10 protein-coding genes are annotated in these 12,792 nt (G+C 65.3%); 3 read left to right on the forward strand and 7 right to left on the reverse strand.

Annotation, left to right across the window (positions count from 1 at the left end; all coding sequences use genetic code 11):
* Positions 1–36: 36 nt before the first annotated feature.
* Positions 37–1,692, reverse strand: coding sequence for a hypothetical protein (locus KPL76_RS04855; protein ID WP_216335361.1), 1,656 nt, complete (start codon positions 1,690–1,692; stop codon positions 37–39).
* Positions 1,693–1,771: 79 nt separating this feature from the next.
* Positions 1,772–2,752 carry an MDR family oxidoreductase gene (locus tag KPL76_RS04860; protein ID WP_216335362.1) on the reverse strand — a complete coding sequence of 327 codons (981 nt, stop codon included), beginning with the start codon at positions 2,750–2,752 and terminating at the stop codon, positions 1,772–1,774.
* 123 nt (positions 2,753–2,875) lie between these two features.
* On the opposite strand from KPL76_RS04860, the gene KPL76_RS04865 reads away from it, so the two are divergent.
* Complete coding sequence (locus KPL76_RS04865; RefSeq protein ID WP_253202181.1) at positions 2,876–4,348, forward strand: LssY C-terminal domain-containing protein; 1,473 nt, start codon at positions 2,876–2,878, stop codon at positions 4,346–4,348.
* 53 nt (positions 4,349–4,401) lie between these two features.
* Here the strand turns inward: KPL76_RS04865 and KPL76_RS04870 are convergent, their stop codons facing one another.
* The 5 genes from KPL76_RS04870 to KPL76_RS04890 form a co-directional block, all read right to left on the reverse strand.
* Positions 4,402–5,184, reverse strand: a complete 783-nt coding sequence (locus KPL76_RS04870) for an isocitrate lyase/phosphoenolpyruvate mutase family protein (protein WP_216335363.1) — start codon at positions 5,182–5,184, stop codon at positions 4,402–4,404.
* A gap of 22 nt (positions 5,185–5,206) precedes the next feature.
* Positions 5,207–6,199 (reverse strand): rhodanese-related sulfurtransferase, encoded by a 993-nt coding sequence (locus tag KPL76_RS04875; protein WP_216335364.1) that lies wholly within the window; start codon positions 6,197–6,199, stop codon positions 5,207–5,209.
* A gap of 108 nt (positions 6,200–6,307) precedes the next feature.
* Positions 6,308–7,321, reverse strand: coding sequence for a magnesium and cobalt transport protein CorA (locus tag KPL76_RS04880; RefSeq protein ID WP_216335365.1), 1,014 nt, complete (start codon positions 7,319–7,321; stop codon positions 6,308–6,310).
* A gap of 9 nt (positions 7,322–7,330) precedes the next feature.
* Positions 7,331–9,046 carry an NAD(P)/FAD-dependent oxidoreductase gene (locus KPL76_RS04885; protein ID WP_216336090.1) on the reverse strand — a complete coding sequence of 572 codons (1,716 nt, stop codon included), beginning with the start codon at positions 9,044–9,046 and terminating at the stop codon, positions 7,331–7,333.
* A 112-nt stretch (positions 9,047–9,158) separates the two neighbouring features.
* Positions 9,159–10,166, reverse strand: a complete 1,008-nt coding sequence (locus KPL76_RS04890; protein WP_216335366.1) for an NAD(P)/FAD-dependent oxidoreductase — start codon at positions 10,164–10,166, stop codon at positions 9,159–9,161.
* Between the two features lie 212 nt (positions 10,167–10,378).
* On the opposite strand from KPL76_RS04890, the gene rraA reads away from it, so the two are divergent.
* Both rraA and aceB read left to right on the forward strand, forming a co-directional pair.
* A complete protein-coding gene (gene rraA, locus KPL76_RS04895; protein WP_216335367.1) occupies positions 10,379–10,843 on the forward strand; it encodes a ribonuclease E activity regulator RraA in 465 nt (154 codons plus the stop codon).
* Positions 10,844–11,130: 287 nt separating this feature from the next.
* Complete coding sequence (gene aceB, locus KPL76_RS04900) at positions 11,131–12,765, forward strand: malate synthase A (protein ID WP_216335368.1); 1,635 nt, start codon at positions 11,131–11,133, stop codon at positions 12,763–12,765.
* Positions 12,766–12,792: the final 27 nt, after the last annotated feature.

Consider the following 12,792-nt stretch of genomic DNA (forward strand, 5'->3'; position numbering starts at 1 on the left):
TTGGGCCCTTGGCCCGATAGTCGAAGGGCTGGTCGGTCAGAACGGCGACCTGCCGAGTGTCTCCCCGGGGCTCCAGCTGGTGCGTGCACCGACGTCGGTGGAAGGCAGAGCGACAGACGTTGTCTGAGCTTCGCGGCGAGCTGGGCGCTTCTGGCGAACGAGGCCGCGGGCTTTGGACTCTCGAACTCGCGGTGGCCGGGCTGCCCGTGGTTCAGGCGACGCAGGCTGAGCCGCTCTCCCTTCAGACGACTTCGGTTCAGCCCCATCTTCGGTGGGGGCTTCTGCTGAGATGAAGCGTTCAATACTTCGCCCGAGGCGCTCGAGCGGGCCTCGACCGAGCAGCAAGCGCCAGAGGGTACAGAACACGGGCAGGGCTGCGACCCCGATCAGGACGGCGTTCGCGGGCAAGCCGCCACGAGTCACTGCATCGGTGATCGCCGCTCCTCCCAGCACCAGGAACGACGCGGTCGCTGCGAGAGAACCGGTCGTCGCCAGAGGAATGAGCCCCCATCGGAGGAGGGGGGCCACGAGCAGGAGCACGGCCACGACCGTGATCACTGAGCCGCTGACTCCGACAAAGGCGAACACGTTCGAGGTGGCAGGCGCGTTGGTGAGCGTGCCCAGTGCCCACGGCAGCGACGCCGAGGAGTGACCCAGAGCCCACCCCGTGCCGAAGCAGATTCCAGCTGCAAGGAATCCTGCCCCCAACACCACAAGTCGCGTTCGAACGCGAGCGAGATTGAGCTTTGCGAGAGCAAGCCCGACGAAGAAGAGCGCGGCCCAAAGAACAGTCGGGGTGCCGAGCGTGCTCGAAGCGAAGACGGACCGGGCAAACGACGAGGGGTCAAGACCGAGCGAGCTGAGCCGTTGCGAAATGAATGGTGACGTATCAGAACCGATCGAACCGACGATGCTGGAGACGATCGGCGGGACCACTGCGACGATTCCCGACACCGTGAAAAGGACCCATACCGGTAGACGCACGACCACGATCGAAAGAGCAGTCAGTGCTGCGATGACCTGCAGGGCCTGCCCGAGCTGCGCTGCCAGCTGTGCAACCAGTTCGCCCTGGATTCCGAGTGCTGGAGAAACGGAGTGGCTGCTCACCGCGTCAGACGTTGCGACCAGGGCGGCCCCGGTGCTGAAGCAGATGACAGCACGGAACAGGAGTCGGAGTCGAACCTGCACGCCGTGCACACCGGTCAGCAGTCGGTGCCCGCCGGCCGCCAACGAGACGGAGATCCCGGAACTCACTGCGAACAGAAGAACAACAACGGCAGGAACCAGAGTCACCCATGAGTCGCTTGCGCTCCACTCGAAGCCGCTCATCGACGGGAGTGCCGGGGTTCCAGGAACACCGCCGGGATCTAGAGGCGCATTGCTCCGAACGGCGGCACCGGTCGCTCCCGTAGCCAGCAGACCGGGCACAGCGAGAAGCACCACCACGCTGACCAGCGCCAGGCCCCGGGTGACATCGATCGCGATGATCCGGCTCGGCGCACCGAAGATTCGTTCAGGCGCTCGTCGCCACCACGAATTCGACTTCGCCCCCGGATGATCGTGCCCGGCTGGTGCGCTGGTTGAACCGGACTCATTTGCCGGGACGCGACGCCCCTGCGGATCGGCGGAGTTTCGTGCCGAACGCGGCAAGCGGGCGACGCCGACCGAATACGTGGAAGAGGACGCGGGCATCCATTCAGTATACCCGAGGTTTGCTCATGAGTGAACTATGCTCACTAAACCACTTCGGGTGCCAGTGTCATCCGGCCCGTCAGCGGCGAACGTCGACCACGGTTCGCCCCCGAACCGAGCCGGCCAGAATCTGGGCTCCAGTGGCGATCACGTCGCTGAGGCCGATCGTGGTGGTCATCGAGTCGAGCAGTTCGCCGTCGAGTTCGTTCGCAAGGGCCGCCCATGCCTGTTTGCGAAGGGCTGCAGGCGCCTCGACGGAATTGGCTCCTGCCAGGGTCACCGAGCGAAGGATGAACGGCATCACCGTTGCCGGGAGGTCGGCGCCCTGTGCGAGGCCGCACGCAACGACAGTGCCGCCGTAGTTCGTCTGGGCAAGCACATTCGCGAGCGTGGTACTGCCGACCGAGTCGATCGCGCCAGCCCACCGTTGCTTCTGCAGGGGCTTGCCCGTGCTCGAGAACTCGGAGCGGTCGATCACGGTGTCTGCGCCCAGGCTGCGAAGGTAAGCGCCTTCGGCCTCTGCGCGCCCGGTCGACGCCACCACGGTGTACCCCCGCCCAGCAAGGAGGGCGATTGCGACGGACCCCACGCCGCCGGCCGCCCCTGTGACGAGGATCTCTCCGGAACCCGGCATGACCCCATTCCGTTCGAGGGCCAGAACGGCGATCATCGCGGTGAATCCGGCAGTGCCGATTGCCGCGGCACGCTCGGCGGTGAGGCCGTCGGGGAGGGAAACGAGGGCGCCTGATCGCACGCGTGCCCGTTCGGCCAGGCCACCGAAGTACTTCTCGCCGATACCGTCTCCGTTGAGGATCACCCGGTCGCCGATGGCGAAGGCCGGGTCTTCGGAATGCTCGACAGTGCCGACGAGGTCGATTCCGGGAACGAGCGGGAACGTGCGCACCACCCCGCCTCCGTTCTCGCTGAGCGCGAGGCCGTCTTTGAAGTTGACGCTGGAGTATTCGACCGCGATCGTTACGTCGGCTTCAGGGAGAAAGTCATCGTCGACTTCGCGAAGTGTGGGAGGGGTGTCTTTGTCGACCACCAGTGCTCTGAACATGCTCCCAGCCTAATCAGCCTGAGCTTCGCGCATCAGCCGTGGGCGCGTGACCCCACCTCATGGAAGGCGATGCGACGTTTGTTGTAGGTGCGCCGTGACAGCGTCGTGCCCTACGGTTGAGTCATGTCAGCCAGCGTGAGCTCGGGGGTACCGTCTCCAGCCGTCTCGCGTCGCCCTCGGCGCTCGATCATGGCGTTTCTCGACACCATCTACTTCTTTCTCGGCGCCATCGCGGCCGGCTGGCTTGCCTACCTCGTGCTCACCGAGTCGTTCAGCAAGGGATTCCAGTACATCTGGTTTCTGCTGATCTTCTGGCTGTTGCTCGCCTACCTGCTGCTCCCGCGCATCCACAGCATGCTGACTCTCATCTACGTGCCCGACTACTTCATCGGCCGGGCCCGCACCAACGAGGGCCTGCTCGGCGACCCCGTGAACCTGGCCCTGTTCGGTTCTGAAGCGCAATTGCACACGGCGATGCTCGCGGCGGGCTGGCACCGGGCCGATGACGTCGGCTTTCGCAGTTCGCTCCGGATCGTGACGTCGACGCTCTTCCGGCGCAGCTACTCCGATGCTCCAGTGAGTCCGCTCTACCTCTTCGGCAACATGCAGGATTTCACCTACCAGCAGGAGGTCGCCGGGAACCCTGCGAAACGCCACCACGTGCGCTTCTGGAAGACCCCCGGTGACTGGTTGCTACCCGGTGGTTACGAGGCAGAATGGATGGCCGCGGGCACGTACGACCGCAATGTCGGCCTTTCGCTGTTCACCCTCCAGGTGACGCACCGCATCGAGAAGGAGACCGACAAGGAGCGGGACCACATCGTCTCGACTCTGCGCGAGGCCAACCCTGAGGGCCGGTTCTCTGTCATCAAGAACTTCTCAACGGGTTACCACTCGGTCAACGGCGGTGGTGACGCGATCACGACAGACGGCGATCTGCCCATCATCGATCTCAGCGACGTTCCGGTGTCGGCTGCCGGCGCCGAGCAGGCTGCAGAGGTGACGGCTGCGCCGATCCCCGCTGACGCCACCCGGTTGGGCCGCGTGGTTCTCGACACGGCGCGCAATTCGGGCTCCTCGAACCGGGTCAAGCGGCCCATCTCGATCTACATCAGTTTTCTCATCATGGTCATCCGTGGAGTCGTGGGACTGACCACAGTCATCGCCATCTTCGCCGGCTGGGCCGATTCGGTGAAGACGATTGTCGTCGACCTTCCTTCGGGCAACACCGTCGAGAGCGCCCAGTTTGCCGACCTCGTGCTGTGGATCGTCGTCGGTTTTGCGATCGCAGCGGTTGTCGGGTACTTCCTGCTCGCCCAGTTGATGTTCCTGGGGTACAACTGGGCCCGGTTCACGGCGATGACGCTCAGCCTGTTCGCAGTCGCGATAGTAGCTATCGATTTTGTTCAGACGCGGATCAACGTCACACTCGCGACTGGGCTCATCAACCTCTCATTCGACATCCTCGTACTCTTCGCGCTGTCGAGTTCGGACGCGCGGGTCTTCTCCTCGGAGCGGCGCGAACGCCGACGTGCGCGCCGTGCCCTTGCGCGCGCGTCGAGGTCGGTGAATGCGGGGGAAGCCCTCGCTGCCTGATACTGGCGCTCTGACCCGCACGGATCGGCCGAGTGACGGCGTCCGCCCGGGGTTCAGTTCAGGGCGCGCGCGTTGTCGGGAAGTGAACCGTTGCCGTAGAGGGTGACGGCGAGGTCGGCCAGGGCAGTGAGTGCAACACGTTGGCTCCACGGGCCATAGGAGATCCGCGCGACGCCGAGCTTCTCGAAAGTGGCGGGTGCGAGCGAGCCGGGAATACCGATCACGCTGACGCGCTGCACACCGATACCGGCGACCAGGCGTTCGACGGTGACGACGTCGAGTTTGCCGGGCACGAACACGCAGGCGGCCCCGGCCTCGAGAAATGCCCGCCCTCGCGCTATGGCGTCGGCGATGACCTCCTCGTGGGGGCGGTCGCCTGCGCGCAGGAAGGCATCGGTGCGGGCATTCAGCACGAAATCGATTCCCTCGGCCTGGCCGGCCGCTACGACCTGCGCAACGGCACTCACTGCTTCGTCGAACGGTTTCATCTGGTCTTCGAGGTTGGCGCCGACGATGCCGACACCGATTGCCTTTCGAACCGTCTCACCGGGGTAGCCGTACCCCGCTTCGAGGTCGGCCGAGACGGGAAGGCTGGTCGACGCGGCGATACGGCCGACCATGTCGATCATCAGGTCGACCGGGATCTTCTCGCCGTCGTCGTAACCGAACAACGCAGCGATGCTGTGGCTCGCCGTGGCCAGGGCCCTGGTCTCGGGAATATCGGCGATGACCTTCGCACTGATCGCGTCCCACACGTTCACGACCGACAGGATGTCGGGTGAGAGGTGCAGTCGAAGGAGCTCGTCGGCCTTGGTCTGGATCGTAGGAGTACTCATGCGGCCAGCCTACGTCGAGGGTTCAGGCGAGAGGAGGGTTAGCGAGCGAAGCGGTGTGAAGCTCGCAGGCGGCATGCCCTGTGGAGGAGCAGTCGTCACAGATCACCAGCTGGGCGCGACACGCAAGGTCCGCACAGTTCTGCATGGAGCTGGTGGGCGAACCACAGCGGTAGCAGGCTCCGATGGGGCGAGCATCCGGTGAGAAATTCACCGACAGGCGATTGTCGAAAACATACAGCGAGCCCTGCCAGAGCCCGGTGTCACCGAAGCTCTCGCCGTAGCGCACGATGCCGCCGTCGAGTTGATACACGTGCTCGAAGCCGCGCGACGCCATGAGTGACGAGAGCACTTCGCAGCGGATGCCACCGGTGCAGTAGGTGACGACCGGCTTCGACTTCAGGTGGTCGTACTTGCCGCTGTCGAGTTCGGCGACGAATTCGCGGGTATTGCTCACGTCGGGAACGATCGCACCGTCGAAGCGCCCGATCTCGGCCTCGAAGGAGTTGCGCCCGTCGAAGAAGACGACCTCGTCGCCAGCGGCCTTCTGCGACTCGACGAGAGTGTGGAGCTCGAGCGGCGAGAGCTTGGTACCGCCGCCCACGACGCCACGATCATCCACCAGCAGTTCGCCGGGTGCGCCGAAGCTCACGATCTCGTCGCGCACCTTCACACTCAGCCGGGGGAAGTCGACGGAGTAGCCGTGCGGGGCGACGGCGCTCGATGGCAGCCTCGCCCGCCCTGCCTCGGTGTCTGCCGTGGGGTCTGCTGACAGGCCGGAGCCGTCGCTCCACTTGACGTCGAGTTCGGCGAACCCCTTGTACTCGCGGGTCTTGCGCACGTAGAGCTTCATCGCAGAGAGCTCGCCGCCGAGCGTACCGTTGATGCCCTGTTCAGAGATGAGGATGCGGCCGCGCAGGCCCAGGCTTTCGCAGAGATCACGCTGCCAGAGCCGGATCGCCTCGGGGTCGGCCAGTGGCACGAATGCGTAGTACAGGATGATCTTCGAAACGGCCACGCAGCGATTTTACCTGCCCGTGCTGGGGCGGGCCCCGGCTGGAGCCCGGCCGGCGGGAGCCGAGTCAGGTAGGGGGGAAGAAATGGAGTGAAGAGGACGCTCGGCGGGTCAGAGCCAGCCGCGGCGCTTGAACGCGACGTAGAGGGCGACACCGGAGCCGAGCATGAGGGCGACGGCGAACGGGTAGCCGAGAAACCACTTCAGCTCGGGCATGTTGGTGAAGTTCATCCCGTAGATCGCGGCCACGAGGGTCGGGGCAAAGAGCACGGCAGCCCAGGCGGAGATGCGCTTCACCTGTTCGCCCTGCGCAAGGCTGGTCTCGGTCATCCGGGTCATCTCGTCGTTCTGCTTCTGCGCAATGAGGGTGGAGTGCACGGTGAGGGCATTCTCGAGCAGCGTTCTGAACGCCTCAGACCGGTCGATGATGCGCAGCACGTGGTCGAGCACGTCACGGAGGTGGCGGCGGATCTCGAGGTCGGCATCGTCTTTCAGTTCGTCGAGCAGGGGTCGCAGCATCTCGTCGAGGGGCCTGGTCGCGCGCTGGAAGTCGATCACCTCGCGAAGCAGGTCGTAGATGCGGCGCGAGACCTCGCGATCACCGTTGAAGAGCTGGTCTTCGATCTCGTCGATATCGTTCTGCAGGCCGGCCATGACGGGTGCGTAGCCGTCGACGATGTAGTCCATGATGCCGTAGACGATGGCGTGGGGCCCTGCTGCGAACAGCTCGGGCTCGCTCTCGAGACGCCTGCGTACTGCCCCGATGTCGGGAAAGTCGGCGTGCTTCACCGAGACGACGAAATCCGGCCCCATGAAGAGGTGCACCTCCCCGAACTCCACCTTCTCGACGTCGTCGAGGTATTTCGCGGGGCGCAGCACGATGAACAGGGTGTCGCCGTAGCGCTCGAGCTTGGCCCTTTGGTGCCCGGTCAGCGCGTCAGTCACGGCGAGGTGGTGCAGGCTGAGCTCGTCGGCCACTTGCTGAAGTTCGGCCTTGTCGGGGTGGAACATGTCGATCCAGGCCACACCGTGGTTCTCGCGCATCACCTCGAACGTCTCCTCGAGGTTCTGTGGCTCGACTGTGCGCCGGCCATCGACGTAGATGGCGTTGTCGACAATGGTCATGGAGTGAGGCTACCCCGCTGTGCTGTGGGCCCCGAGCACGGCCATTGCGGCGCTGTACCCACCGAGGGCGCTGACCGCACCCCCGCGGCGTGATCCCGAGCCGCACAGCAGAATTCGCGGGTCTGCGGTCTCGACTCCCCATCGCTCAGCGGGGGTGTCGAGGGGGGCGTCGTCGTCGACGAAGGGCCACGAGAGGGGTGCGTGGAAGATGTTGCCTCCGGGCATCCGGAGCGCGTCTTCGATGTCGAGGGTGGTCTTGGTCTCGATGCACGGTTCGCCGGTGGCGTCTCGCATCAGACAGTCTTCGATGGGTTCGGCGAGCACGCTGTTCAGTGAGGCGAGCACGGCAGCCTGCACCTCGGCACGAAAGGCCTCGTTGCTCGCGCGCGTGACGAGCCGGTGCGGGGTGTGCAGGGCGAAGACGGTAAGGGTCTGGGCGCCCGCGGCCTGCAGGGCAGGCGACAGGATGCTCGGATCAGCCAGGCTGTGGCAGTAGATCTCGCACGGCAGCGGTTCTGGCAGGCTGCCACTCTCGGCCATGAGGTACGCCCGGTCGAGCTGCGAATACGTCTCGTTGATGTGGAAGGTGCCCCCGAATGCCGCCTCAGGTGTGAGGGAGGAGTCGCGCAGTCGCGGCAGGCGGGTGAGCAGCAGGTTGACCTTCGCCTGGGCGCCCTCGGGCGCGGCTACCGCTGGGACAAGGGGACTCTGGGCGGAGATCAGCGGGGCTGGGGCCGTATAGGGGGCAGAGTGGCCTAGCTCCGCCCGAAGTGCCGTAGTAGCGGCAGGTGGAGCGGCGGCGGGAGGCGTGGCGCGCCCGAGCATGCGGTCGAGTTCTGCCGGGGCGACGTTCGCCAGTACGGTCTCAGCCGAAACCGTGACGCGCTCGCCGCCATCGTGCCGGTAGGTCACCGACGCGGGCACGGATGCTGAACCGCCGTCGATCGCACAGACCTCCGCCCCCGTGACGATCGTGGCTCCGGCTTCGGTCGCCGCGCGCAGCAGCTCGTCGGTGACGGCGCCCATGCCGCCGACCGGCACATTCCAGAGGCCCGTTCCATTGCCGATCAGGTGGTACAGGAAACAGACGTTCTGGGCGAGGCTCGGGTCGGTGGCGCGCGCAAAGGTGCCGATCAAGGCGTCGGTGAGGATGACGCCACGCACGAGATCGTTCTGCAGGTGCCGTTCGATGACGTCGCCGATGGGTCGTTCGATCATCGCCTCCCAGGTGTCGTCGTGCCCGACCAGGGCGCGCGCCTCACTTCGGCGCAACAGCGGTTCGGTGAGGGTCGGCCAGAGCGCGCCGGTGAGCTGGGCGCAGTGTTCGTCGAAGAGGGTGAAGAGCTCGGCATCGTCGCCCGCGCCGATCGCTTCGAATGACGCCTTCGTCGCTGCCGCGTCACGCGTGTCGATGAGGAGCCCGCCCTCGCCTCCTGGAACCGGCGTATACGACGAGTAGCGGCGTTCGGCGAAGCTGAGTCGAAGGCCGAGGTCGTCGATGATCTTCTGGGGGAGAAGACTGACCAGATACGAATAGCGGGAGATCCGAGCATCCACACCCGTGAACGGCGACGTCGAGACGGCCGCACCTCCCGTGTGGGGCAGCCGCTCGAGCACGGTCACCGACAGGCCGGCTCGCGCGAGGTATGCAGCCGCAGCAAGCCCGTTGTGACCGCCCCCGACGATCACAACCTTCGAGGAGGTCGGTTCCGCGATGACGTGCATCGTTGACGCTGCCTCGTTCACGGTTTCGCTCACGCTTCTGAGCCTAGACACAATTCGTGCGGATGAGCCCGAGGTGACCCCTCACCACCGGTGCGCGGTTGGGGGTCGAGCATCAGCTCCGGCTTCTTGACTCAATTGGCGCAAGTGCCGTTCCTAGGGCGGTACCCGACTCCCAGGCCGTGGCGACGGCAGAACGATCGCCCCACGAATCACCGCAGACGGCGAGGTGGCCGTCCACGAGGTACGACGCAGCGTGTGAAGTCTTCGGCCTGGCCAGGCTCCAGCGGTGGACGAGGGTGCTCGAAGGAGGTTCATCGATTGCGAGCAGGGTGCGCAGGGCATCCACCACCTCGCCGACGGCATTCTCCGGCCCGTCGAGGTGCTTGCGGGCGAACTCAGCGGTTGTGTGCGCCACGAGCACCGCTGCACCGTCACCCCGACGGTCACCGTCGTCGGCGACGAAGTCGAGCACGGATGAGCCGTTCACGAACGCTCCGTGAAGATCCGCCGGCCAGTGCCTCGCTGGCCAGGTGGCCACGACGGAGAGCGTCGGCTCCCATTCCTCGGCCCGGTGGAGACTCTGGGCCGGTGCCGAGTCGGGCCCGAGCATCCGCCGGGCCTGGGGGTCGGGCATGGCGAGAACGACGTTGTCGTACTGGATGCCCGCCACAACACCCTCGTCGGAGACCCCCTCCACGGTGTGCTCCTGGTCGATGGTGACTCCGTCTCGTCGGAGGCGGTCGGCCAGGTCGGTGGCCAGGGAGCGGAGCCCGCCAGGGGCGGCATACCGCATCGGGCCCGATTTGCTCTGTCGCGTGCCGTCGGCCGAGAACACGTCGAATGTGGTGGTCCACGGACGGGCCAGGCCGCGGGCGACCCAGTCCTCGACGACAGAAGTGAAACCGGAGCCCTCTGGCACGGTGAAGTACCGCGCGCCGATGTCTGCTGGCCGATCATCCACCCGCTTCGTCGCCAGGCGGCCGCCGACGACCCGGCCGCGATCGACGACCCTCACGGAAACGCCGTTGTCGTGCAGTGCCCGGGCGCAGGCGAGGCCCGCGATACCGGAGCCGACGACGAGCACAGACGGAGATGATGTGGGCGACGAGGAAAGGCTCATCACCCTATCCTGCCGCTCGCCCTCGGATCGAGCGCGCGGCTGTCGAATCGGTGCACCGGCATTCCCGGCGAGAGAGTGGACCGAGCGGGCGTGAGCCTGACGTCGACCGACCTTTGCAGATTCAGATGAATCGGCATTCTTCTGCTGCGGTCGGGGGCGAAATGCGCGGAGGGTGCTGCCAAGCTGATGGAGACGAAGAGTGAGGGCCCCGGATGACGGCAACTGCAGATCTCTATGACGAGCGAGGGGACGATCTCCAGTCGCTTGAGATCCAGATGGGATCGTTCGGCGGCGCGGCCAGGTTCGAGGGAGAAGTCCGAACGGTTCGCTGTTTCGAAGACAACGGCCTCGTGAAACAAGTCCTCAATACTCCGGGGACGGGGAAGATACTCGTCGTCGATGGCGGGTCATCTCTTCGATCTGCCCTCATGGGCGACATGATCGGCGCAGCTGCGGTTGAGAACGGCTGGAATGGCGTCGTCATCTTCGGTGCGGTTCGAGATCGTGTGGCATTGTCGCTGCTGCCACTGGGCATACGAGCTCTCGGCAGCAATCCGCGAAAGAGCTCGAAGACCGGCTCCGGCGAGCTGGATGCGGTGCTGACCGTCGGTTCGGTGATCTTCAGGCCGGGGGCCGGGATCTGGTGTGACGAAGACGGGATCCTCGTCGAGCGGTGAGGCTCATTCCGGCCCCGCGTGCAGTTTTTCGGTTCGCAGAACTTTTGCCAATCTTCTACTCCTGAATTCGGTTCGGAGGGCTCGTGTGGCCATCACAGTGGAGTGAACAAGCAGAAACGTGAGGTGGAAACCGGCTACTCGACCGGGTCTCCACTGCGTTGAACCCCGAAAGCGCAATCCTCGCTCTCGGTGATTCGGCGAAGCAGAGCAGTTCCACCAAACCCACCGGGTGCGGTCACCGTCACGATGGCGGCGACCACACCGACCCCCTTCAAAGGAACAGACCAATGGCTACACAACCCCGCATCGAGATCCTCGGTGAGAACGAGTATCGCTTCGATGAGATTCTGACTCCGGATGCCCTTGCCTTCGTGACGCGTCTGCACGACCAGTTCGCGCACCGTCGCCAGGAGCGGCTGCACGATCGCATGAACCGCCGCGTGAACGTCGAGAACGGCCGCGACTTCCGGTTCCTGCCGGAGACCGCCTCGATTCGCGAGGACACCGAATGGCGCGTCGCCGGCGCAGGCCCCGGCCTCGAGGACCGCCGCGTGGAGATCACTGGCCCGGTCGACAGGTTCAGCGCCGTGGCGGCGCTGAACTCGGGTGCGAAGGCGTGGGGCGCAGACCTCGAAGACGCCACCAGCCCGACGTGGTCGAACATCATCGGCGGCCAGTTGACGCTGTTCGATGCGGTTCGCCGACAGCTCGACTTCATCGATGACGATGGCGTCACGCACCAGCTCCGCACCGGCGAGCTGCCCACCATCGTGATGCGGCCCCGCGGCTGGCACCTCGTCGAGAAGCACCTGAAGTTCACCGACCGCGCAGGGCAGCGCCAGGCAGCGTCGGCCTCCCTTGTCGACTTCGGCCTGTACCTCTTTCACAACGCCCAGAAACTGATCGATTCCGGCAAGGGACCCTACTTCTATCTGCCCAAGCTCGAAGACCACCTCGAGGCTCGCCTGTGGGATGACATCTTCACCTTCAGCGAGAACGCTCTGGGAATTCACCACGGCACCATTCGTGCGACCGTGCTGATCGAGACCATCTCGGCCGCGTTCGAGATGGACGAGATCCTCTACGAGCTGCGCGATCACTGTGCTGGGCTCAATGCGGGCCGCTGGGACTATATGTTCAGCCTCCTGAAGAGCTACCGCGAACGCGGGCGCCAGTTCGTCTTCCCCGACCGCACCCGGGTCACCATGACGGTTCCCTTCATGCGCAACTACACAGAGCTGCTGGTCGCCACCTGCCACAAGCGGGGAGCGTATGCCATCGGAGGCATGAGCGCCTTCATTCCCGACGCGCACAAGCCAGAACTCACCGAGGAGTCGCTTGCCCGGGTCTCCGAAGACAAGCACCGCGAGGTACACGACGGCTTCGACGGTACCTGGGTGGCGAATCCTGCACTGATCCTCACCGCACGTGCGGAGTTCGATGAGGTTCTCGGCACCAACCCCAACCAGATCACTCGCCAGCGCGACGACGTCGAGGTGACCGCAGAACAGCTGCTCGATGTGCGTTCCCTCGACAAGGTGGTGACCGATGCGGGAGTCCGCTCGAACGTCACCGTCGCGCTGCGCTACATCGAGAGCTGGCTGCGCGGCGTCGGAGCTGTCGAGCTCGAGAACATCGTCGCCGACGCCTCGGCGGCCGAGATCTCTCGCGCACAGCTGTGGCAGTGGATCCACTACTCGATCGTCACGGCTGAGGGCAACCGCATCACCACCGAGTCCGTCACCGCCGAGCTCGCGGAGCAGGTGCGCTTCGCAGACCGGTTCTCCGGCGACCAGTTCGATGCGGCCGCCGACATTGTTCGCCTCGTGGCGCTGGAGGAGGACTTCCCGACGTACCTCACCATTCCGGCGTACGCGCACTACCTCGTCGATGTTCCCGCCCGGGTGCCTGTGGCCGCCTGACGTCTCGCTCGAACTGCCAGAAGTCGT

Origin of the sequence: Subtercola sp. PAMC28395 (assembly GCF_018889995.1) — a bacterium.
Classification (GTDB): domain Bacteria; phylum Actinomycetota; class Actinomycetes; order Actinomycetales; family Microbacteriaceae; genus Subtercola.